13 protein-coding genes and 2 rRNA genes are annotated in these 23020 nt (G+C 70.2%); 2 read left to right on the top strand and 13 right to left on the bottom strand.

What is annotated here, in order from left to right:
- Positions 1–39: 39 nt before the first annotated feature.
- From OHB09_RS12615 to OHB09_RS12625, 3 genes are all read right to left on the bottom strand, one after another.
- Positions 40–3162 (bottom strand): 23S ribosomal RNA (locus OHB09_RS12615).
- Between the two features lie 313 nt (positions 3163–3475).
- Positions 3476–4999: ribosomal RNA gene (locus OHB09_RS12620) — 16S ribosomal RNA — on the bottom strand.
- The 16S and 23S rRNA genes sit together here, the layout of an rRNA operon.
- A 585-nt stretch (positions 5000–5584) precedes the next feature.
- A complete protein-coding gene (locus tag OHB09_RS12625; RefSeq protein WP_328921990.1) occupies positions 5585–6592 on the bottom strand; it encodes a stage II sporulation protein M in 1008 nt (335 codons plus the stop codon).
- A 142-nt stretch (positions 6593–6734) separates the two neighbouring features.
- On the opposite strand from OHB09_RS12625, the gene OHB09_RS12630 reads away from it, so the two are divergent.
- A complete protein-coding gene (locus OHB09_RS12630) occupies positions 6735–7712 on the top strand; it encodes an RDD family protein (RefSeq protein WP_328921991.1) in 978 nt (325 codons plus the stop codon).
- A gap of 24 nt (positions 7713–7736) precedes the next feature.
- Here OHB09_RS12630 and OHB09_RS12635 read toward each other — a convergent pair whose 3' ends face one another.
- The 8 genes from OHB09_RS12635 to OHB09_RS12670 form a co-directional block, all read right to left on the bottom strand.
- Positions 7737–8351, bottom strand: a complete 615-nt coding sequence (locus tag OHB09_RS12635; protein ID WP_191890638.1) for a hypothetical protein — start codon at positions 8349–8351, stop codon at positions 7737–7739.
- Between the two features lie 147 nt (positions 8352–8498).
- On the bottom strand, positions 8499–9956 hold the full coding sequence (gene ahcY / locus OHB09_RS12640) for an adenosylhomocysteinase (protein WP_006143693.1): 1458 nt from the start codon (positions 9954–9956) through the stop codon (positions 8499–8501).
- Between the two features lie 299 nt (positions 9957–10255).
- The gene (locus OHB09_RS12645) at positions 10256–11239 is read right to left on the bottom strand and encodes a cation diffusion facilitator family transporter (RefSeq protein ID WP_006143694.1); all 984 of its coding nucleotides are present in this window, start codon (positions 11237–11239) and stop codon (positions 10256–10258) included.
- Between the two features lie 136 nt (positions 11240–11375).
- Positions 11376–12527: a mannose-6-phosphate isomerase, class I gene (manA, locus tag OHB09_RS12650; protein ID WP_319351051.1), complete on the bottom strand. Its 1152-nt coding sequence runs from the start codon at positions 12525–12527 to the stop codon at positions 11376–11378.
- Positions 12528–12659: 132 nt separating this feature from the next.
- On the bottom strand, positions 12660–13832 hold the full coding sequence (locus OHB09_RS12655; protein ID WP_006143696.1) for an SIS domain-containing protein: 1173 nt from the start codon (positions 13830–13832) through the stop codon (positions 12660–12662).
- An 84-nt stretch (positions 13833–13916) separates the two neighbouring features.
- Positions 13917–14087 carry a Trm112 family protein gene (locus tag OHB09_RS12660; RefSeq protein ID WP_328918876.1) on the bottom strand — a complete coding sequence of 57 codons (171 nt, stop codon included), beginning with the start codon at positions 14085–14087 and terminating at the stop codon, positions 13917–13919.
- Positions 14088–14690: 603 nt separating this feature from the next.
- Positions 14691–16055, bottom strand: a complete 1365-nt coding sequence (locus OHB09_RS12665) for a phosphomannomutase/phosphoglucomutase (protein WP_328921992.1) — start codon at positions 16053–16055, stop codon at positions 14691–14693.
- 176 nt (positions 16056–16231) lie between these two features.
- The gene (locus OHB09_RS12670) at positions 16232–16603 is read right to left on the bottom strand and encodes a DUF3499 domain-containing protein (RefSeq protein WP_006143699.1); all 372 of its coding nucleotides are present in this window, start codon (positions 16601–16603) and stop codon (positions 16232–16234) included.
- A 377-nt stretch (positions 16604–16980) separates the two neighbouring features.
- Between OHB09_RS12670 and OHB09_RS12675 the strand changes: the two genes are divergently transcribed.
- Positions 16981–17427 (top strand): metallopeptidase family protein, encoded by a 447-nt coding sequence (locus OHB09_RS12675; RefSeq protein WP_040896956.1) that lies wholly within the window; start codon positions 16981–16983, stop codon positions 17425–17427.
- Positions 17428–17481: 54 nt separating this feature from the next.
- Here OHB09_RS12675 and OHB09_RS12680 read toward each other — a convergent pair whose 3' ends face one another.
- Together OHB09_RS12680 and OHB09_RS12685 are read right to left on the bottom strand one after the other, a co-directional pair.
- Positions 17482–19035 (bottom strand): DUF5719 family protein, encoded by a 1554-nt coding sequence (locus OHB09_RS12680; protein ID WP_191890635.1) that lies wholly within the window; start codon positions 19033–19035, stop codon positions 17482–17484.
- Positions 19032–22979: a glycosyltransferase gene (locus tag OHB09_RS12685; RefSeq protein ID WP_328921993.1), complete on the bottom strand. Its 3948-nt coding sequence runs from the start codon at positions 22977–22979 to the stop codon at positions 19032–19034. The genes OHB09_RS12680 and OHB09_RS12685 overlap by 4 nt, the downstream gene beginning before the upstream one ends.
- Between the last annotated feature and the right edge of the window lie 41 nt (positions 22980–23020).

The following is a 23020-nucleotide window of genomic DNA, read 5'->3' on the forward strand; positions in this document are numbered from 1 at the left end:
TTCGTGGTTTCAGAACCAACACAGTGGACGCGAGCAACTGAGGACAAGCCCTCGGCCTATTAGTACCGGTCACCTCCACCAGTTACCTGGCTTCCAGATCCGGCCTATCAACCCAGTCGTCTACTGGGAGCCTTACCCCATCAAGTGGGTGGGAGTCCTCATCTCGAAGCAGGCTTCCCGCTTAGATGCTTTCAGCGGTTATCCCTCCCGAACGTAGCCAACCAGCCATGCCCTTGGCAGAACAACTGGCACACCAGAGGTTCGTCCGTCCCGGTCCTCTCGTACTAGGGACAGCCCTTCTCAAGACTCCTACGCGCGCAGCGGATAGGGACCGAACTGTCTCACGACGTTCTAAACCCAGCTCGCGTACCGCTTTAATGGGCGAACAGCCCAACCCTTGGGACCGACTCCAGCCCCAGGATGCGACGAGCCGACATCGAGGTGCCAAACCATCCCGTCGATATGGACTCTTGGGGAAGATCAGCCTGTTATCCCCGGGGTACCTTTTATCCGTTGAGCGACGGCGCTTCCACAAGCCACCGCCGGATCACTAGTCCCGACTTTCGTCCCTGCTCGACCCGTCGGTCTCACAGTCAAGCTCCCTTGTGCACTTACACTCACCACCTGATTACCAACCAGGCTGAGGGAACCTTTGGGCGCCTCCGTTACCCTTTAGGAGGCAACCGCCCCAGTTAAACTACCCATCAGACACTGTCCCTGATCCGGATCACGGACCCAGGTTAGACATCCAGCACGACCAGACTGGTATTTCAACGACGACTCCACCCGAACTGGCGTCCGAGCTTCACAGTCTCCCAGCTATCCTACACAAGCCGAACCGAACACCAATATCAAACTGTAGTAAAGGTCCCGGGGTCTTTCCGTCCTGCTGCGCGAAACGAGCATCTTTACTCGTAGTGCAATTTCACCGGGCCTATGGTTGAGACAGTCGAGAAGTCGTTACGCCATTCGTGCAGGTCGGAACTTACCCGACAAGGAATTTCGCTACCTTAGGATGGTTATAGTTACCACCGCCGTTTACTGGCGCTTAAGTTCTCAGCTTCGCCACCCCGAAGAGTGACTAACCGGTCCCCTTAACGTTCCAGCACCGGGCAGGCGTCAGTCCGTATACATCGCCTTACGGCTTCGCACGGACCTGTGTTTTTAGTAAACAGTCGCTTCTCGCTGGTCTCTGCGGCCACCCCCAGCTCACCGTGCAAGACGGCTCACCAGACATGGCCCCCCTTCTCCCGAAGTTACGGGGGCATTTTGCCGAGTTCCTTAACCATAGTTCACCCGAACGCCTCGGTATTCTCTACCAGACCACCTGAGTCGGTTTAGGGTACGGGCCGCCATGAAACTCGCTAGAGGCTTTTCTCGACAGCATAGGATCATCCACTTCACCACAATCGGCTCGGCATCAGGTCTCAGCCTTGATGAACGGCGGATTTACCTACCGTCCGGCCTACACCCTTACCCCGGGACAACCACCGCCCGGGATGGACTACCTTCCTGCGTCACCCCATCACTCACCTACTAACCGCTTGGGCCGGCGGCTCCACCACTCCCCCTCACTCCGAAGAGATCAGGGGCGGTTTCACGGCCTTAGCATCACGATGCTCGATGTTTGACGCTTCACAGCGGGTACCGGAATATCAACCGGTTATCCATCGACTACGCCTGTCGGCCTCGCCTTAGGTCCCGACTTACCCTGGGCAGATCAGCTTGACCCAGGAACCCTTAGTCAATCGGCGCACACGTTTCCCACGTGTGAATCGCTACTCATGCCTGCATTCTCACTCGTCAACCGTCCACAACTCGCTTACGCGGCTGCTTCACCCGGCAGACGACGCTCCCCTACCCATCCATACGGGCGTTGGCCCTCATGTATGAATGACACGACTTCGGCGGTACGCTTGAGCCCCGCTACATTGTCGGCGCGGAATCACTAGACCAGTGAGCTATTACGCACTCTTTCAAGGGTGGCTGCTTCTAAGCCAACCTCCTGGTTGTCTCTGCGACTCCACATCCTTTCCCACTTAGCGTACGCTTAGGGGCCTTAGTCGATGCTCTGGGCTGTTTCCCTCTCGACCATGGAGCTTATCCCCCACAGTCTCACTGCCGCGCTCTCACTTACCGGCATTCGGAGTTTGGCTAAGGTCAGTAACCCGGTAGGGCCCATCGCCTATCCAGTGCTCTACCTCCGGCAAGAAACACACGACGCTGCACCTAAATGCATTTCGGGGAGAACCAGCTATCACGGAGTTTGATTGGCCTTTCACCCCTAACCACAGGTCATCCCCCAGGTTTTCAACCCTGGTGGGTTCGGTCCTCCACGACCTCTTACAGCCGCTTCAACCTGCCCATGGCTAGATCACTCCGCTTCGGGTCTTGAGCGTGCTACTCAAACGCCCTATTCGGACTCGCTTTCGCTACGGCTACCCCACCCGGGTTAACCTCGCAACACACCGCAAACTCGCAGGCTCATTCTTCAAAAGGCACGCAGTCACGAGAACAAGGCAAGCCTTGCTCCGACGCTCCCACGGCTTGTAGGCACACGGTTTCAGGTACTATTTCACTCCGCTCCCGCGGTACTTTTCACCATTCCCTCACGGTACTATCCGCTATCGGTCACCAGGGAATATTTAGGCTTAGCGGGTGGTCCCGCCAGATTCACACGGGATTTCTCGGGCCCCGTGCTACTTGGGTGTCTCTCAAACGAGCCGCTGATGTTTCGACTACGGGGGTCTTACCCTCTACGCCGGACCTTTCGCATGTCCTTCGCCTACATCAACGGTTTCTGACTCGTCTCACGGCCGGCAGACCGTAAAAGAGAGATCCCACAACCCCGCACACGCAACCCCTGCCGGGTCTCACACGCATACGGTTTGGCCTCATCCGGTTTCGCTCGCCACTACTCCCGGAATCACGGTTGTTTTCTCTTCCTGCGGGTACTGAGATGTTTCACTTCCCCGCGTTCCCTCCACACTGCCTATGTGTTCAGCAGCGGGTGACAGCCCATGACGACTGCCGGGTTTCCCCATTCGGAAACCCCCGGATCAAAGCCTGGTTGACGACTCCCCGGGGACTATCGTGGCCTCCCACGTCCTTCATCGGTTCCTGGTGCCAAGGCATCCACCGTGCGCCCTTAAAAACTTGGCCACAGATGCTCGCGTCCACTGTGCAGTTCTCAAACAACGACCAACCACCCACCACCCCACCCCTAAGGGCGAGTTCACTGGGGCCGGCATCCCGAAGACCCAGCCTCACGGCCATGCCCTCAGACACCCAACAGCGTGCCCGACCAGAACCCGTCCGAAGATCATGCGTTCCACACTCCGAAGAGCAGTACTAACAGCCTCCGACCCGAACATCCGGCCGAGTAGTCAACGTTCCACCCATGAGCAACCAGCACCGGACATTCGCCGATGTACTGGCCTCTGGACTGCCGAAACAGCCTAGAAGTGCTCCTTAGAAAGGAGGTGATCCAGCCGCACCTTCCGGTACGGCTACCTTGTTACGACTTCGTCCCAATCGCCAGTCCCACCTTCGACCGCTCCCTCCCTTGCGGGTTGGGCCACGGGCTTCGGGTGTTACCGACTTTCGTGACGTGACGGGCGGTGTGTACAAGGCCCGGGAACGTATTCACCGCAGCAATGCTGATCTGCGATTACTAGCGACTCCGACTTCATGGGGTCGAGTTGCAGACCCCAATCCGAACTGAGACCGGCTTTTTGAGATTCGCTCCACCTCACGGTATCGCAGCTCATTGTACCGGCCATTGTAGCACGTGTGCAGCCCAAGACATAAGGGGCATGATGACTTGACGTCGTCCCCACCTTCCTCCGAGTTGACCCCGGCGGTCTCCCGTGAGTCCCCAACCTCCGAAGAGTTGCTGGCAACACGGGACAAGGGTTGCGCTCGTTGCGGGACTTAACCCAACATCTCACGACACGAGCTGACGACAGCCATGCACCACCTGTACACCGACCACAAGGGGGGCACTATCTCTAATGCTTTCCGGTGTATGTCAAGCCTTGGTAAGGTTCTTCGCGTTGCGTCGAATTAAGCCACATGCTCCGCCGCTTGTGCGGGCCCCCGTCAATTCCTTTGAGTTTTAGCCTTGCGGCCGTACTCCCCAGGCGGGGCACTTAATGCGTTAGCTGCGGCACGGACAACGTGGAATGTTGCCCACACCTAGTGCCCACCGTTTACGGCGTGGACTACCAGGGTATCTAATCCTGTTCGCTCCCCACGCTTTCGCTCCTCAGCGTCAGTATCGGCCCAGAGATCCGCCTTCGCCACCGGTGTTCCTCCTGATATCTGCGCATTTCACCGCTACACCAGGAATTCCGATCTCCCCTACCGAACTCTAGCCTGCCCGTATCGACTGCAGACCCGGGGTTAAGCCCCGGGCTTTCACAACCGACGTGACAAGCCGCCTACGAGCTCTTTACGCCCAATAATTCCGGACAACGCTTGCGCCCTACGTATTACCGCGGCTGCTGGCACGTAGTTAGCCGGCGCTTCTTCTGCAGGTACCGTCACTTTCGCTTCTTCCCTGCTGAAAGAGGTTTACAACCCGAAGGCCGTCATCCCTCACGCGGCGTCGCTGCATCAGGCTTTCGCCCATTGTGCAATATTCCCCACTGCTGCCTCCCGTAGGAGTCTGGGCCGTGTCTCAGTCCCAGTGTGGCCGGTCGCCCTCTCAGGCCGGCTACCCGTCGTCGCCTTGGTGAGCCACTACCTCACCAACAAGCTGATAGGCCGCGGGCTCATCCTGCACCGCCGGAGCTTTCCACCACCCGACCATGCGGTCAGTGGTTGTATCCGGTATTAGACCCCGTTTCCAGGGCTTGTCCCAGAGTGCAGGGCAGATTGCCCACGTGTTACTCACCCGTTCGCCACTAATCCCCACCGAAGTGGTTCATCGTTCGACTTGCATGTGTTAAGCACGCCGCCAGCGTTCGTCCTGAGCCAGGATCAAACTCTCCGTGAATGCTTCCGGGTAATCCCGGTAACACACACGAGAGCGGAACAGCCAGGCGGAATAAGCCCAGCCGTTCACAGCGTCCTCGCTGTGTTTTCTTCAAAGGAACCTCGCCCCAGCAGACGCTGGAGACGGGGTATCAACATATCTGGCGTTGACTTTTGGCACGCTGTTGAGTTCTCAAGGAACGGACGCTTCCTTCGTACTCACCCGAGAGACTCTCTCAGGCTTTCCTCCGGGCGCTTCCCTTCGGTCTTGCGTTTCCGACTCTATCAGACGTTTTCGCTGTCCGATTTCCTCGGTGCTTTCCAGGTTCCCGCTCTCGCGTTTCCCTTTCCGGCGATTCCGACTTTATCAGAGGTTCCGGGCCGCATTGACCGGCCGTTCGTTCTGAACCATTCGGAGGGTGGCTTCATCGAAGTCGCAATTATCAACGTCTCGAGAAGCAGATAGTTTCCTGCTGGCCGCCGGCCGGACTCGACATCGTCGATCCAGTTCCAGGCAACTGTTCGAATCTACCTCCCCGTGCGCTTCGTGTCAACGAAAGCGGTGGGGCGGAGAAGACAGTAGCAGCTCGGCACGCGTGCCCGCACATCAGGCCGCGGTGGGGACCTCGGCGCTCCGCCCGGTCTCGTCGAGGTCCCCGGTGACACCGTCACGTGTCGCGCGGCCGCCCAGGACGAAGACGTAGGTCAGAAAGGCGAGCTCGGCGACGACGCCGATGCCGATACGGGCCCAGGTGGGCAGGCCGGACGGGGTCACGAAGCCTTCGATGGCCCCTGAGACGAACAGGACGAGGGCGAGTCCCAGCGCCATACCGAGGGCGGCGCGACCCTCCTCCGCCATTGCGGTGCGGCGGGACCGCGGGCCGGGGTCGACGAGTGTCCAGCCGAGCCTCAGCCCGGTGCCGGCGGCGACGAAGACGGCCGTCAGTTCGAGCAGGCCGTGCGGGAGGACGAGTCCGAGGAAGGTGTCGAGTCGGCCCGCGGAGGACATCAGACCGAGGCCCACCCCCAGGTTGAGCATGTTCTGGAAGAGGATCCACAGGACGGGAAGGCACAGGAAGACGCCCAGGATCAGGCAGAGCGCGGCGGCCTGGGCGTTGTTCGTCCAGACCTGGGCGGCGAAGGAGGCCGCCGGATGGCTCGAGTAGTAGGTCTCGTACTCGCCCCCGGGCCGGGTGAGCTCCCGCAGGTCGCTGGGGGCGGCGATCGTGGACTGCACCTCCGGGTGGGTGCCGATCCACCACCCCAGGAGCGCAGCCACCGCCGTGGAGAGCAGCGCGGTGGGTACCCACCAGTGACGTGAGCGGTAGACGGCGGCGGGGAACCCCGTCGTCAGGAAGCGGACGACGTCCCGCCAGGAGGCGCGGCGGGTGCCGGTGACGGTTGCCCGGGCTCGTGCGACGAGTCGGCTGAGCCGACCGGTGAGCTGCGGGTCGGGGGCGCTGGACTGGATCAGTGACAGGTGCGTGGCGGCGCGCTGGTAGAGGGCGACGAGTTCGTCGGCCTCGGCCCCGGTCAGGCGGCGCCTACGGCGCAGCAGGCTGTCGAGGCGGTCCCATTCGGCACGGTGCGCGGACGCGAAGACGTCGAGGTCCATGGATGTGCTGCCCCTCCTGGTCCGTTCGTCCCGCGGTCGGCCGGCGCCCCGCACCGTACGTCAGCTTGTCGTACTGCGGTGCTTCGCGCTCTCAGCTTGGCAGACTGGCCGGACGTGGGGTGGGCCAGGGAAGGAACGCGGTGTGAGCGAGCTGGTGACGGGTGAGGCCGTGGCGTTGGAGCTGCGGCCCGCGAGGCTGCCGAGCCGGGTGCTGGCGGTGGCGCTGGACCTGGGCGTGACGGTGCTGACGTACATCGTCGTGATGATCGTGGTGGTGCTGGCCGGCTCGGGGCTCGACGAGGCGGCGCAGATCGCCCTGTCGATCGCCGTGTTCCTGCTGGTGCTGGTGGGCGGGCCCATCGCGGTGGAGACCCTGAGCCACGGGCGGTCGCTCGGGAAGCTCGCGTGCGGGCTGCGGGTGGTGCGGGACGACGGGGGGCCGATCCGGTTTCGGCACGCGCTCGTGCGGGGGGCGATCGGGATGGTGGAGATCCTCATGACGTTCGGCGTCGTGGCCTGTATCGCCTCCCTCGTGTCGGCGCGGGGGCGGCGGCTCGGTGACGTGTTCGCCGGGACGCTGGTCGTGCGGGAGCGGATCCCGGCGGGGGGCACGGGTTTCGTGCCGCCTCCCCCGCCCTGGCTGGTGGGGCGGTTCTCCGGTCTGGACCTCTCGGCGGTGCCGGACGGACTGTGGCTCACGGTGCGGCAGTACCTGACGCGGATGCCGCAACTGGATCCGGTGGTGGGCTGGGGGATGGCTGAGCGGCTCGCGGCCGATGTCGCCGCGCGTACGGGGGCGCCGGTGCCGCCTGACCTGCCACCGGCCGCGTTCCTGGCGGCAGTGGTGCACGAACGCCGGATGCGGGAGGCGCGGCCGACGAGTGGCGCGGGGGTGGTCGCGGGTGAGCGGGCGGGCGCGCCGGGGAACGGGGACGTGCCCGGTACGGCCGCGTCTCCGCAGGCCTACGCGGCACCGGCCGCCCCTCCTGCCCCTCCCGCCGCGCCTCCCGGCTCGGGCTCCGGCGCCGCTCCGGCGGCGTGGCAGGCGGCGCCGTTGGCGGACGCCGGGCGGGAGCCGCGGGCGGACCGGCCCTCCACCGGGTTCGTGCCGCCCGCCTGAGCCCGACGGGGCCGGGGCCCCGGATCAGGTGAAGGCGGACGGGGGTGACTCCAGGTCCTCCAGCTCGATGCCGGGGGCTTCGAGGACCACGTCGCCGGTGAGGTGGACGGTGTGCTGCTCGCCGGTGTCCAGGGCGGTGACCTGGTACGACTCCACGGTCAGGGGCCCGTTGTCAGTGGCGTGTGCTTCTCTTTGGACCAAGGCCCAGGACTGGTCCACGGTGCGGGGGGCGAGGACCGGATCCGTGAGGGCGAGGAGGCGTACGCGTGTCGCGGCTGAGGAGGGGGTGAGGCGCAGGAGACGAGCGGTGGCGACGAGGAACGCCGGGGACGTGCCGGTGAAGGCGTGGGCGCGCACATTGCCTTCGGTGGCATGGGTTCCGGTGGGGTCGGTGCGGACCCAGGTGACGCCGTCGAGGGCCGCGCCGCGGACCTGCCAGTCCGACGCACGCAGTTCGAGCCGGATGGGGCGTCCCAGTTCGTCGAGGGCGAGGTCGACGGAGCCCATGGGGGCGCCGGAGGGGGTCGTGCGTTGGGCGACGTAGCGCCAGCCGGAGGGGCCGGGCGCGCACTGGAAGTGTTCTTCGCCGAGGGAGGTGTGATCGTGCGGATCGTGGAGCGAATACCGGCCGCGGGGCATGGGGTTCCTGGGTCGTGAACGGGCGGGCGCGGCCGGAGGGCCGGACGGGCAGGCCCCCGTCACGGGGGTGCGGGGGCCTGCGCGAGCGCCTGGGCGACGTCGCCGGCCGGCTGCCGGGCATGCACGGCAGCCGGGTGGCGGCGGGGCTCAGTAGCGGTAGTGGTCCGACTTGAACGGGCCGTCGACCTCGACGCCGATGTAGGCGGCCTGCTCGGGGCGGAGCTTGGTGAGCTTCACGCCGAGCGCGTCCAGGTGGAGGCGGGCGACCCGCTCGTCGAGGTGCTTGGGGAGCACGTAGACGCCGGTGGGGTACTCGTCGGGCTTGGTGAACAGCTCGATCTGGGCCAGGGTCTGGTCCGCGAACGAGTTGGACATCACGAACGAGGGGTGGCCGGTGGCGTTGCCCAGGTTCAACAGGCGGCCCTCGGACAGCACGATGATCTTCTTGCCGTCCGGGAAGGTCCAGGTGTGCACCTGGGGCTTGACCTCGTCCTTGACGATGCCGGGGACCTTGGCGAGGCCGGCCATGTCGATCTCGTTGTCGAAGTGGCCGATGTTGCCGACGATGGCCTGGTGCTTCATCTTGGCCATGTCCGAGGCCATGATGATGTCCTTGTTGCCCGTGGTGGTGACGAAGATGTCGGCGGTCTCGACGACCTCGTCCAGGGTGGTGACCTGGTAGCCGTCCATCGCGGCCTGCAGGGCGCAGATCGGGTCGATCTCGGTGATGATCACGCGGGCGCCCTGTCCGCGCAGGGACTCCGCGCAGCCCTTGCCCACGTCGCCGTAGCCGCAGACGACGGCGGTCTTGCCGCCGATGAGGACGTCGGTGGCGCGGTTGATGCCGTCGATCAGGGAGTGCCGGCAGCCGTACTTGTTGTCGAACTTCGACTTCGTCACGGCGTCGTTCACGTTGATCGCCGGGAAGAGGAGGTCGCCGTCGCGCTGCATCTCGTACAGGCGGTGGACGCCGGTGGTGGTCTCCTCGGTGACACCACGGATCTCGGAGGCCAGGTGGGTCCACTTCTGGGCGTTCTCGCCCAGGGTGCGGTGGAGCAGCTGGAGGATGACGAGGTGCTCGTCGGACTCGGCGGTGTCCAGGGCGGGGACCTTGCCGGCCTTCTCGTACTCGACGCCCTTGTGGACGAGGAGGGTGGCGTCGCCGCCGTCGTCGAGGATCATGTTGGGGCCGCCGGTGGGGCTGTCCGGCCAGGTCAGCGCCTGCTCGGTGCACCACCAGTACTCCTCCAGCGACTCGCCCTTCCAGGCGAAGACGGGGATGCCGCGCGGGTTGTCGGGCGTCCCGTCGGGGCCGACGGCGATGGCGGCCGCGGCGTGGTCCTGGGTGGAGAAGATGTTGCAGGAGGCCCAGCGGACGCGGGCGCCCAGGGCGGTGAGGGTCTCGATGAGGACGGCGGTCTGCACGGTCATGTGCAGGGAGCCGGTGATGCGGGCGCCGGCGAGGGGCTGGGCCTCGGCGTACTCCTTGCGGATGGCCATCAGGCCGGGCATCTCGTGCTCGGCGAGGGTGATCTCCTTGCGGCCGAATTCGGCCAGGGAGAGGTCGGCGACCTTGAAGTCCTGTCGGTTGTCGACAGTCGTCATGGTGTGCTGCTCCTCGGGGTCGGTTCGAGGTGGGTACGGCTGGTCTGCGCGGCAGTCGGCCGGCACGGCGGTGCCCGGGAGGGCACGGGTGTGCCCCGGGGCGTACGCGTGCCCGAGTGCGCGCAGCGCAGTCCGTCGGAGGCCCTCTCTCCCTCGGCCGGTCCCTGACGGAACCGCCCGACCGCCATCAGCAGCGACGTCTGGCTCGCCTCCAAGCTACACCGGGCGGCCGGGTCGGCCCCAGTCCGCCCGTGGGCGGTGGGGGCCGGTTCCGGCCGGACGCGCGGCGCGCGAGGGGGTCAGTGGTCCGCGTCGCCGGTGGGGGTGGGGCCGCCGGGAGTGGCCTCGCGGTCGGCGCCCTTGCGGGCCTCGGACTCGCTGAAGATGTCCGGTTCGAGGTAGATGACGCGGGCGATGGGGACGGCCTCGCGGATACGGACCTCGGCAGCGTTGATGGCGGTGGCCACCTCGCCGGCCGAGTCGTCGTGCTGGACGGCGATCTTGGCGGCGACCAGGAGTTCCTCGGGGCCCAGGTGGAGGGTGCGCATGTGGATGACGCGGGTGACCGTGTCGCCGTCGACGATGGCCGTCTCGATCGCCTTGACCTGTTCGATGCCCGCGGACTCGCCGAGGAGCAGGGACTTGGTCTCGGCGGCCAGGACGAGGGCGATCAGGACGAGGAGGACACCGATGCAGACGGTGCCGATGCCGTCCCAGACGCCGTCACCGGTGAGCAGGGCGAGGCCGACGCCGCCGAGGGCGAGGACGAGGCCGATGAGGGCGCCGAAGTCCTCCAGGAGGACGACGGGCAGCTCGGGGGCCTTGGCGCGGCGGACGTACTCGACCCAGGAGAGGCTGCCGCGGGTCTCGTTGGACTCCTTGATGGCGGTGCGGAAGGAGTAGCCCTCGGCGAGGATCGCGAAGACGAGGACACCCACCGGCCAGTACCAGTGTTCGACCTCGTGCGGGTGGCTGATCTTCTCGTAGCCCTCGTAGATGGCGAACATGCCGCCGACGGAGAAGAGGACGATCGAGACGAGGAAGGCGTAGATGTACCGTTCGCGGCCGTAGCCGAACGGGTGCTGCGGGGTGGCCTCGCGCTGGGCGCGCTTGCCGCCGAGGAGCAGCAGGAACTGGTTGCCGGAGTCGGCGACCGAGTGGACGCCCTCGGCGAGCATCGAGGACGAGCCGCTGAAGGCGAACGCCACGAACTTCGATACCGCGATGGCGAGGTTGGCGCCGAGTGCCGCCACGATCGCCTTGGTGCCGCCTGACGCGCTCATGTGTTCGCGTTGTCCCTTCGTAACCGTCGTGGTCGCTCGTATCGGGCTTTGCCCGCCCTTTGCGGTGGGTCATTCTTGCAGCCCGGTGCGGCCGAATGTGCCGGGCCGTCCGAACGGTGCGCGGCCCGGCGGGCGTTCAGACGAGGACGGTGGCGCGGAAGAGGGTGCCTGGGCCGCTCACCCGGACCGTCTCGCCGGCCGGGACGAAGACGGAGTGGCCCGGCGTCAGGTCCTCCTCGCCCGCGCGCACCGTGCCCGCCGTGCAGAGGAGGATCTGGGGGGCCGGCCGGCTGAGGTCGTACGGGGCGGCGCCCTCGGCCAGGACGTGACGGGACAGGCGGAACTCGTCGATGGGGGTCTCGTAGAGCTCCTCGCCGTCGGGTCCGGCCTCGGGGCGCAGTACGCCCGGGTCGCCGGCCTCGAAGCGGACGATGCGCAGGAGTTCGGGGACGTCGACGTGCTTGGGGGTCAGTCCGCAGCGCAGGACGTTGTCGGAATTGGCCATGATCTCGACGCCGAGTCCGTCGAGGTAGGCGTGCGGGACGCCGGCACCGAGGAAGAGCGCCTCGCCGGGCTGCAGTCGCACGTGGTGGAGCAGCAGCGCGGCGATGACGCCGGGGTCGCCCGGGTAGTGGTGGGCGACCCCGGCGTACGGGGCGTAGGGGCCTCCGAGGCGGGCGCAGGCGGCGGCGGTCTCGGTGACCGTGCGGCGCATGTCCTCGGGGTCGGCCGTCAGCACGGCGGTGAGGACCTCGCGCAGGGCGGCGTCCTCGGGGTGGGCGCGCAGCAGGTCGGCGTACGGCTTGAGGGAGTCGACGCCCAGGCCCTCCAGCAGAGCGGCGGCCTCGGCGGGGTCGCGGAAGCCGCACAGGCCGTCGAACTCGGTGAGGGCGCAGATCAGTTCGGGCTTGTGGTTGGCGTCCTTGTAGTTGCGGTGGGCCGCGTCGATCGGGACGCCTCGGCGTTCCTCGTCCGCGTAGCCCTCCCGTGCCTGGTCGAGGTTCGGGTGCACCTGGAGGGAGAGGGGGGCCGCGGCGGCGAGCACCTTCAGCAGGAACGGCAGCCGGGGGCCGAAGGCCGCGACCGCCCCCTCGCCCAGCTCGCGCTCCGGGTCCTCGGCGATCACCCGGTCGAGGGGGCCGCGGGGGGTGCGGGACGGGGCTCCCGGGTGCGCGCCCATCCACAGTTCCGCCTGCGGTTCGCCGGTCGGTTCCTCGCCGAGCAGGGTGGGCAGGGCGGTGACGGAGCCCCAGGCGTAGGGGCGGACGGTGTTGGTGAGGCGGTCCATGTGGTGTCTCCGGGACGGGTGGGGCCCCGGGGCCCCTTCGGCGGCGGGTGTGGGTGAGCGGCGGGCGTGACTCGGTCGTCCGGGGCGGCCGTCCGACTCGGTCGGCCGCTGTGCCGTTCGGCGGGTGCTTGGTCAGTTGTTCGAGGCGAGGGCCAGGTAGACGGCGGCGAAGTCGGTGACCGCGATGAGTTCCGCGAGGGTCTCCAGTTCCCCGCCCTCCTCCGGTTCGAGTTCGCTGATCGGTGTGTCGTGGCCGTAGGCCAGGTCACGGGCGGCGGGGGCCGCGCTGAGGCCGCCGATCGGGCGGTCGCGGAGCAGCACCACGCGCGCGTGGAGGGCGGCGGGCTCCTCGACGCGGTCCCGGAAGAAGTCCTCGGGGTCCGCGCCGGCCGCGAGCGGGCCGGACAGCAGCACGCTGTGCGCGGCGAGCGCCTCGGGCAACTGCGCGGTGACGGCGGGCCGGCCGGCCAGTTCGGCGAGTGCGGCGGTGAAACGCCGGCCGGCGGGACCCGCGGAGATGCCCTCCGTCCAGATCACCGGGAGGCTGTCGGCGAGTTCGGCGGCGAGGGTCTTGGCCGGGTTGCCGTACGTGGCGACGGCGGGTCCGCAGCGTTCGGCGACCCGGTCCAGGCGGTCGGCGACCTTCTCCAGCGCCTCGGGGGGCGCGGTCAGCAGGCCGGTGCGGTCCAGGAGCGCGAGCAGCGGGGTGAGCAGGGCCCACAGGACGCCGGGGGCGGAGGCGGTGGGGGGCCCGGGGGCGACGACGGGGTCCCCGGGCCCCTCGGGAAGGTCCGGGGCGGCGGGTCCCTGCGGGGCGGACGCCATCGGTACGAAGAGGCCGTGCGCGCGGCCGACCGCGTCCGCGAGCGGCGTCCGGGCGGGGGCGACGGCGACGACCGTGCAGCCGCGGCGGTAGGCCTGGTCGACCAGGAGCGCGAGGCCCGGTTCGGAGCCGTCGGGGGTCGGCACCAGGAGGAGGTCGACGGGGCCGGCCCAGCCGGGCAGCTCCCAGCGCAGGGCGCCGGGGGCGGGGGCCACGCCGGTGGGATGCACGCGGGTGATCGGGCAGGCCGCCCCGGCGAGCGTGGTGAGCAGTTCGGCGACGCCCGCGGAGGCGGTGCCGGGGCCCGCGATCAGGACGGCGCGGGGGCGGCCGTCGGGCTGCAACTGGGGGATGCCTGCCTCGGTGGCGTGCCGGAGGGCGGTGCGGACGCGGGCGCCGGCCTCGGCGGCGCCGCGGAGGAGGCCGCGGCGGTCGGCTTCGGCGAGTGCGTCGGGGGTGTCGAGCAGCGATTCGTCGAGCATGGTGCGGGGCCTCCGGGCGGGCGCGGGGCGAAGGGGTGGGCCGGGGACGTCTGCCGCTGGGCCGGGGCGGCCCGGCCGGGTGCCCTACGCCGGGCGGCGGGCCTCGTCCACGAGGAGGACGGGGATGCCGTCACGGATGGGGTAGGCCAGGGCGCAGTCCTTCGCGGTGCAGACCAGCTCGTCTTCCGCCTCCTTGAGGGGGGCGTGGCAGGCCGGGCAGGCGAGGATCTCGAGGAGGCCGGCTTCGAGCGGCATGGGGGTCCCTTCGGGGTGGGGCGGCGCGTGGCCTGGTCAGGGTACCGCCGTGGGGGGTGCGGGCGGGGGTGGGGCCGGGGGTCTTCGCCCCGCCGCCCCTACCCTTCCCGTACCCAGGGGCTCCGCCCCTTCGCCCCCGCCGGGGCTCCGCCCCCTGGCCCCCGAAAGACGTGAGGGGGTCCGCACCGAAGGCACGTGCTCAGGGCTCCGCCCCCGGCCCGACGGGGCTCCGCCCCCTGGACCTCCGGAAGGACAGGCGGCGCGACCCCCGCACCCGGCGGGGCTCGGCCCCGCCCCCAGAAAGACGCGAGAGGTTCCGCCCCGGAAGAAAGCACCCGGGGCTCTCTCCCCCCGCCCGGGGGGGGCTCCGCCCCCTTGCCCCCCTGAAGGGCAGGGGCGGATCCCCGCACCCCGCGGGGATCCGCCCCTGCACCCCGAAGGGACCTGCCCGGGGCTCCGCCCCCGGCCCGGGGGGGGTGCCCCTGGCCCCCGGAAGGGCTGGAGCTGCGCCCCTTCGAGCCCGTCGGCGCTCTGGCCCCCGCGCCCCGCGAGGTGTGCCCCCGCACTCCGCGAGGTCCCTCAAGGGCTCGGCCCCGGCTCGGCTCAGGAGCGGATCAGGGTCAGGGCCTCGTCGCGGATCTTGGTCATCGTGGGTTCGTCCTTGGCCTCGGCGTTGAGGCGGAGGAGGGGTTCCGTGTTGGAGGGGCGGACGTTGAACCACCAGTCCTCGGCGGAGACGGTCAGGCCGTCCAGGGTGTCCAGTTCGACGCCGTCACGGTTCTCGTAGGCCGTGCGGATCGCGGACAGGCGGGCCGCCTGGTCGTCGACCGTGGAGTTGATCTCGCCGGAGGCGGCGTAGCGGTCGTACGCGGCGACGAGGCGGGACAGCGGGGCCGACTGGCCGCCCAGGGCGGCGAGGACGTGGAGGGCGGCCAGCATGCCCGTGTCCGCGTTCCAGAAGTCGCGGAAGTAGTAGTGCGCGGAGTGCTCGCCGCCGAAGATCGCGCCCAGGGCGGCCATCTCCGCCTTGATGAAGGAGTGGCCGACCCTGGTGCGGACCGGGGTGCCGCCGTTCTCCCGCACCACCTCCGCGACCGAGCGCGAGGTGATCAGGTTGTGGATGACCGTGCCCCGGCCGCCGTGGCGGGCGAGCTCGCGCGCGGCGACCAGGGCGGTGATCGCGGAGGGGGACACCGGTTCGCCCCGCTCGTCGACGACGAAGCAGCGGTCGGCATCGCCGTCGAACGCGAGTCCGAGGTCGGCGCCCTCCTCACGGACGCGCCTCTGGAGGTCCACGAGGTTGGCCGGGTCGAGCGGGTTCGCCTCGTGGTTCGGGAACGTGCCGTCCAGTTCGAAGTACATCGGCACGAGGGTGAGGGGCAGGCCCTCGAAGACGGTCGGCACCGTGTGCCCGCCCATGCCGTTGCCCGCGTCGACGACGACCTTCAGCGGGCGGACCGAGGTGAGGTCGACGAGGGAGCGCAGGTGCGCCGCGTAGTCCTTCAACGTGTCGCGCCGGGTGAACGTTCCCTGACGGTCCGTGGGCTCCGGCGTCCCGGACTCGCTCCACTGTTCGACGAGAGACCGGATCTCCGTGAGACCGGTGTCCTGGCCGACCGGGGCCGCGCCCGCCCGGCACAGCTTGATGCCGTTGTACCGCGCGGGGTTGTGCGAGGCGGTGAACATCGCGCCCGGCAGGTCCAGCGCGCCCGAGGCGTAGTAGAGCTGGTCGGTGGAGCACAGGCCGATGTGGGTGACGTCGGCGCCCCGGGCCGCCGCCCCGCGCGCGAAGGCGTCGGACAGGCCGGGGGACGAGGGCCGCATGTCGTGCCCGACGGCGATCGCGTGCGCGCCGGTCACCTCGACGAAGGCCGCGCCGAAGAGCGCGGCCAGTGCCTCGTCCCACTGGTCCGGTACGACACCGCGTACGTCGTACGCCTTCACGATCTGCGACAGATCAGCAGCCACGGCCGGCCTTTCCTGAGGTCACCTGGGGTCATGCGGACTGTGAGGGTCCTGCCGTACGGGTTCCCGGGAGGCCACCGGCGGGTGCGGCGCGTGTTCCGGGAGTCGGACGACTGGCCCAAAAGTACCCGGGGACGTGGCTGAGCCGCGGCGGCCCGGCCGGTCGACGGCGTGGGCCGTCAGTTGTCCGGGGAGCGGAGCACCCTCAGATGGCCGCGGCGGGCGACCTCCATCGGGTCGGCGGTGCGGCCGCCGCCCGCCTCCGCGGCGCGCTGCTGCGGGCGGGCCGCCTCGCGGACCGCGTTGGCGAGCGCCTCCAGGTCGTCACCGCTGGGGCGCGCCGGGGCGGAGCCGTCCAGCAGGCGTACGACTTCCCAGCCGCGGGGGGCGGTGAGGCGCTCGGAGTGCTCGGCGCACAGGTCGTAGCAGTGGGGCTCGGCGTAGGTGGCGAGCGGGCCGAGGACCGCGGTCGAGTCGGCGTAGACGTACGTCAGCGTCGCTACGGCGGGACGGCCGCAAGCGGTGCGCGAACAGCGACGTACAGGGCTCACGACGTTGGACGGTACCGCACTCTTGAGCGGGCCGCGACGACTCTCCCCCAGGTCACTCCCCCGTGTCGGGGTGTGAGACGCCCCACACGCACTGTTCGACCCCCCTCGCTGACCTGCGAGGACCGGGGCCGACGAAATACCGAACAGGCATGAATCCGGTCAGAAGACCATACAGAAATGATCAAAAGACGCGAGTCGGCCGACCTGGGACGACTCCTAGAAGATACGCAATCAAGCCGAGCTTGGCTGGAATGATCCCCTCCGGTCGTGTCGCCGCACGTTGCCGGCCCTTGTCCCGTTCCTCTCCGCCCGCGTGCCCCGTCCCGTCGTGCCGGGACGGGGCACGCGGGCGACGGCGGGGCTACGCTTCGTAAGTGATGGACAACCTCGTACCGCACCGCAGCGCCGCCCCCGGGCCCCGCCGCCGCGACCGGCACGGCAGGGGTATGCGCGGCCCCATCGCACCACCGCAGGTGCCGCTCGCCGCCAGTCGCGGCGAGGCCTTCGCGGACCTGGTGCAGGACTCGGTGGAGCGCCTCGAACGGCGCTGGCCCCAACTGTCCGACGTCGACTTCCTCGTCCTCGACGTGCCCCGGCTGGACGGCACGGCCGGGTGGAGCGACGAGACCGTTCCGCTGGGCGGCACCGTGGCGGCCCGGGACGGCCGGCCCGCGCGGGTCGTGGTCTACCGCCGCCCGGTGGAGATCCGCACCAAGGGCCGGGACGAGCGGGCGGCGCTGATCCACGAGGTGGTCGTGGAACAGGTCGCCGAGGTGCTCGGGCTCACCCCGGAGACGGTCGATCCCCGGTACGGGGAGGACTGACCGCTCCCCGGAGGCCCCCAGGGAGGCCCCAGGAGGCTCCGGGCCGTCGGGGCGCTATCTCTTCTGCAGGACCGACAGGTCCTGGTCCGCCCGCGGGACCGCCACCGTCCCGCGGTCGTCGGGCAGCGTCTGGACGGTGAAGGCCGGAACCCCCTCGTAGGTCCGCTCCAGCGTGCGCGAGGCGTAGACCTGGCCGCCCGACAGGCGTTCGACCGTGAGGGCGTACGTGCCCTTCAGGCCGTCCGGCACGGGCAGGGCGACATTCTCGGTGGCACCGGCCTTGAGGGTGTACTGCTTCGTCGTCGCCGTACCGCCCTCGCTGCCCGCCGAGGCCGTGACCCGCACCGTCGCCGAGGTGCCGAGGGCGGTCAGTGAGAGCACGGTGCCCTTGGCGTCGTTCCCGGCGACCGAGGCCCTGGTGTCCACCGGCGCGGTGGCCGGGACGAAGGCCGTCTCCTGCTTGCCGCTCTTGCCGCGCAGCACCCGCAGGGCGGCCACCACCGGCACCGCGCCCTCTCCCTCGCCCGAGGTCAGGACCAGCGAACCGGCCTCCCCGCGCGTGAGGTCGCCCAGGTCGACGGCGGTGGTCATGCCGGCCTTGAGGTGCACCGCCTCGTGGCCCGCCGGGGTGATCAGCCCGGACGGGGAGGCGAGCCGCACCTTCAGGTCGGCGTCGGCCTCGCCCGGCGCGAACGCCACCAGCGTCACGTCGGTGGCGTCCTTGGGGATGCCGGGCAGCACGAGCCGGGCGGCCGGGTCGGTGGTGGGGGCCAGCCAGTCGCCGCCCCGCTGGCCGTCGAGGGCCAGGACGGCGGCGGCCACCCGGCCGCTGCGGACGCTCACATGGACGGTGAGGTCCTTCTCGTCGGCCTCGGTGAGGGTGGACAGCAGGATCGGCTCGCTGGCGTGCGGCTTGACGGTGATGCCGTCGCCGACGGTGGACTTCAGGACGCCGCCCTTGCCGTAGAGCTCGACGTCCACGACGGCGGCGGAGTCGTCGGGGTTGGTCAGGTGCACGTAGTCCGTGCGGGAGGCGGCGGTGCTCGCGCCGGGGAACCAGAACTCGGTGTCCGGGAGGCCGCAGGCGGTGCCGAGCAGACCCCGGCCGGCACCGGCGGCCACCTCGGTGGTCTGCTGCACGGTCCAGCCGGGCGCGAACCGGCCCGTGGCGGTGCCGGTCAGGGCGGGGGTCTCGGCGCCCGAGGTGTCGTCGGCCACGGGGGTCCCGGGCTCCTTGGGGTTCAGCGTGGGCGCGCCGGCGCTCGTGCCACCGGTCTTCCCGCCCGCCTTGCCGCCGCCCTTTCCGCCCTCGCCCTTTCCGCCCTCGCCCGTCGAGTTCTCGGGCGACTGCCCGTCCGCCGCCGCCAGTCGCACCTTGCCCTGCTCGTCGGTGCCCTTGGTGACCGGTGTGAAGGACGTGTACACCGTGTCGGCCAGGTCGGAATTGCTGGGTGCGGGGCACAGCCGGCTGCTGCGTTCCACGGGCAGCTGGGCGGCCGTGCGGGCGGTGCTCTCCTCGGAGCCGGCCGGGGAGTTCATCGTGGCGAACCCGGTGACGGCGGCGAGCGCGGCCGTGCCGGCGATCAGGGACAGGGTGGTGCGCTTCACTGCTGGCTCCCGTGGGGGCGCTCGCGGTCGGTGTCGGGCGCGGAGTCGTACCCCGTGCCCTGCTCGTACGGGTCGCCCTGGGCGTAGGGGGCCTGCGGGTCGTACGGCGCCTGGGGGTCGTACGGCGCCTGGGGGTCGTACGGCGCCTGGGGGTCGTACGGCGCCTGGGGGTCGTAGCCGGCCCCGCCCCCGTAGGACGGGTCGTAGCCCTGGGCGTACCCCTGGTCGTACGGGACGCCGCCGCCGTAGGCGTACGGGTCGTACTGACCGTTGTTCTGCGCGACCCCGGCGTCCTGGTAGGGATCGCCCTGGTAGGGCTGCTGCTGCCCCTCGTACGGTTCCTGCGGGTACTGGCCGCCCTGGTAGGGGTCGGCCTGGTAGGGGTCGGCCTGGTGACCGGCGTACTCGGCGTCCTGGTATCCCTCGGCGCCGGCGGTGTCCCAGGTGCCGTAGCCCTGCTGCGGGACGGCGGCGCCCTGGGCCGCCTCGTCCTCCCGCTGCCCGGCGAAGCTCTCGTCCGGCGCCCCGGCGTTCCCCCCGGGCTCCCCGGACTCCCCGAATCCGCCCGGCGCCTCGAACTCCCCGGTCCCGGCCGGTACCTCCATCTCCCCCGTGCCCTCGGCCGCCTCGGCGCGTTCGCGCAGGCGGCGGGCACGGCGGCCGTCGCCGGTCAGGTCCTGGGCGGGCACCAGCGGTTCCTCGGGCAGGTCGTCGTCGACGTCGCGACGGCGGCCCGGCAGGGCGAGCACCACGAGGACGAGGGCGAGCAGGCCCTGCGCCCACAGCCAGGCGATGTGCGCCGGCGGCGTGTCGTAGGTGACGTCGAGGTTGCCGCCGGTGGCGGGGAGCTGGAAGCCCTGGGCCCAGCCGTCCACCGTGGTGCGGGTGAGCGGCTTGCCGTCCAGCGTGGCGGTCCAGTTCGCGTCGGCGGTGTCGGCGATCCGCAGGATGCGGTCACCGGAGCCGGCGGCCGCGGGGATCTTGGTGTGGATCTCGACGGGACCGGAGGCGACGGCCTCGACCCCGCCGGCCCCGGAACCGGACTCCGAGCCCCCGTCCGCGCCGGCCTCCGAGCCCGAGCCGGTGACGACGGCCGCGCGGGAGACCTGACGGTCCACCCGCCACAGCGCGCTGCCGTCCCGCTGGCTGAGCCGGCTCAGTCCGGGCGTGGCGTCCAGCACGCGGCTCACCTGGCGGGGCGCGCCCTTGCGGACCAGGACGTACCGCACGGCGAAGCCGCCGAGTTCGTCGGCCTGGTCGGCGCCGGAACCCGCGACCAGGTTGGCGACGACCTTGTCCAGCCGCGCGTTCTCGCCGTCCTCCGCCGTCAGTTCGGCGTCCCCCAGGCGGGCCCCGGAACCGCGCACCAGGGTGTAGCGGACGTCGGCGGCGGAGGGGCTGTCGAGCACGAGCGTGCGCGGCTGGTCGGAACCGGTGCTCTCCTCGGCGACGAAGGCGGGCACCTGGGCCGGGTCGCGGCGCTCCAGGGGGCCGTCGGCGCCGCCGATCATCCAGCCGGCGGCCACGAGCAGCGGGCCCGCCGCCGAGGCGAAGGCGATGAGCGCGGCGACCGGCTGGCGCCAGCCGAAGCTCTGTTCGGCCACTCGCGCGCGTGCCCCGTCGGCGCCGAGCACGGCGGCGGCGAGCAGCGCGATTCCGTAGACCAGGGTCGCGGGCCCGGCCCACGTGGAGTCGTTGGACAGGACGGCGAAGACGAGGGCCACCAGGGCGACCGCCCAGGCCGTGCGGATGCCGAGGCCGCGCTCGGAGCGCAGGAGGGCGGCGAGCGCGGCGAGCACGATGCCGATCAGCATCAGGCCGCTGACGGTGCCCGGGCCGCCGGGGCTCGCGCCGAGCAGGTCGGTGGCCGAGGCGGCGCCGGCGCCGAAGTCCAGTCCGGCCTCCTGGAAGAAGCCGGTCGGGAGCAGCGTGAGCGACCAGGGGGCGAGCACGAGCAGTGGCACGCCGAGCTGGACCAGGTAGCGCGGCAGGAGGGCGAGCGCGTCCCGGCGGCGAGCGGCGAGGACGGCGATGCCGAGGACGGCCGCGAGGGGCCACACGATCGGGGTGAACGCCGTGGTGACGGTGAGCAGCAGGGCGTAGGCCCAGGTGGCCCGCCAGCTTCCCCGGGTGCCCGGGGCGTGGGCGAGTCCGGCGGCGGCGATGCCCGCGCGGGCGATGAGCGGCAGCAGGACGGCGAGGACGGCGGTGCCGAGGCGGCCGCCTGCCAGCGCGCCGGTCGCCGCGGGCAGGAAGGCGTAGGCGACGGAGGCCCAGGCGCGCAGCAGCCGGGAGGGGACGAGCGGGCGCGAGGCGAAGTACGCGGTGACTCCGGCCAGTGGCACCGAGAAGACCAGCAGCACGGTGACCGCGAGTCCGGTGGAGCCGAGGAGCACGCTCGCGAGGAGGGCGACGAGGGCGAGGTAGGGCGGCGCGGAGGGGGTGCCGCCGGTGCCGACCGGGTGCCAGGCGTCGAGGTAGCGGGACCACAGCTCGGAGGCGTCGGCGGGGGCGGGCAGCAGGGCCCCGCCGGCCAGGGCTCCGCCGCCGAGCAGGTTGCGGCAGGCGGCGAGGGAGACCAGGAGCAGCACCACGAAGAGCAGCGGGCCGGGGCGGCGGGCGATGCGCTTGAGGCGGGCGAACTGCTCGATCTCCAGGAAGTCGGCGTCGTCGCCGCCGGGACCGGACTCGACCGCGCCGCCGTGCCGGCCGGCCGAGGAGGCCTCGGTGTCGGAGCGGCTCACGAGGTTGCCCGCGACCTGTTCGACGGTGGCTCTCAGGGTGGCGCCGGGCGGCGGGAACAGTGCCTTCGACTCGTCCTTGTCGAGACGGTCCCGGCGCTCGCGGCGGCCGGCGAGGATCCGCTCGGGCCGCAGCAGGACGCCGAGCAGTCCGCGGATCTCGTCGAGGGCCTGGCCGGGCACCTTGCCGACGAGGTAGGCGAGTGTGCGCAGCAGGGTGCCGAGGACGATCCTGACGGCCATCCAGGGGAGCTGCGCGCCGCGGGCGTTGACGAGGAGGGTGTAGACGGCGCCCGCCTTGTCCACCTTGTGCGGGGAGGCGGCGGTGCGGCCCACGCAGTCGACGGCGCGGCGTTCGCGGGACGCCGCCTCGGCGTGCCGTACGACGGCGTCGGGGGCGACCAGGACGCGGTGGCCGGCGGCCTGGACGCGCCAGCACAGGTCGACGTCGTCGCGCATGAGGGGGAGGTGACGGTCGAAGCCGCCGAGTTCCTCGAAGACGTCGCGGCGGATCAGCATGCCCGCGGTGGAGACGGACAGCACGGGGCGCACGTAGTCGTGCTGGCCCTGGTCCTGCTCGCGGCGGTCCAGGCCGGTCCAGCGGCGGCCGGAGTTGGCGATGGTGACGCCGACCTCGAGGAGCTGCCGGCGGTCGTACCAGCCGCGGAGCTTGGGGCCGACGACCGCCACGTCGTCCCGGCCGGCCTCGCGCTCCGTCTCCACGACGCGCAGGAGCTGGGCCAGGGCCTCGGGTTCGGGGGCGCTGTCGTCGTGCAGCAGCCAGAGCCAGTGTTCCGGTTCGCCGTACGGCAGTTCGGGCAGGTCGTACGTGTCGTCGCGCCAGGAGCGGGTGACGGGGTCCCAGCCGCTGGGGCGCTTGAGGTACGGCAGGTCCTCGACGGTGGGCGCGGGCGCGGTGCGGTGGGCCTCTTCGACGGCCTGGCCGAAGCCCGTGCGGCGGGCCAGGTGCAGCACCCGGTCGTCGCCGAGGGACTCGGCGAGCAGTCGTGCGGAGTCGTCCGCGCTGCCGGTGTCGGCCGCCCAGGCCTGCTGCACCGGGCGCTCCTGGCCGAGCAGCCCGGCGAGCGCGTCGGGCAGCCAGCGGGCGCCGTCGTGGGAGACGAGCACCGCGGTCACCACGTGACGCGGGAACTCAGGGAGGGCGGTGTCATGAGGAACCGCCGTGTGGCTGTGCACGGACATCGAGGTACGGGCCCCGGTTCGATGGACTGCGGTGGACACCC

The sequence above is a fragment of the Streptomyces griseoaurantiacus genome (genome assembly GCF_036189845.1).
In the GTDB taxonomy this organism is placed as follows: Bacteria; Actinomycetota; Actinomycetes; order Streptomycetales; family Streptomycetaceae; genus Streptomyces; species Streptomyces griseoaurantiacus.

Coding starts and splice junctions, on each gene's coding strand:
- OHB09_RS12625 (WP_328921990.1), bottom strand. CDS start 6,592: ATGGACCTCGACGTCTTCGCGTCCGCGCACCGTGCCGAATGGGACCGC.
- OHB09_RS12635 (WP_191890638.1), bottom strand. CDS start 8,351: ATGCCCCGCGGCCGGTATTCGCTCCACGATCCGCACGATCACACCTCC.
- ahcY (WP_006143693.1), bottom strand. CDS start 9,956: ATGACGACTGTCGACAACCGACAGGACTTCAAGGTCGCCGACCTCTCC.
- OHB09_RS12645 (WP_006143694.1), bottom strand. CDS start 11,239: ATGAGCGCGTCAGGCGGCACCAAGGCGATCGTGGCGGCACTCGGCGCC.
- manA (WP_319351051.1), bottom strand. CDS start 12,527: ATGGACCGCCTCACCAACACCGTCCGCCCCTACGCCTGGGGCTCCGTC.
- OHB09_RS12655 (WP_006143696.1), bottom strand. CDS start 13,832: ATGCTCGACGAATCGCTGCTCGACACCCCCGACGCACTCGCCGAAGCC.
- OHB09_RS12660 (WP_328918876.1), bottom strand. CDS start 14,087: ATGCCGCTCGAAGCCGGCCTCCTCGAGATCCTCGCCTGCCCGGCCTGC.
- OHB09_RS12675 (WP_040896956.1), top strand. CDS start 16,981: ATGGACAACCTCGTACCGCACCGCAGCGCCGCCCCCGGGCCCCGCCGC.
- OHB09_RS12685 (WP_328921993.1), bottom strand. CDS start 22,979: ATGTCCGTGCACAGCCACACGGCGGTTCCTCATGACACCGCCCTCCCT.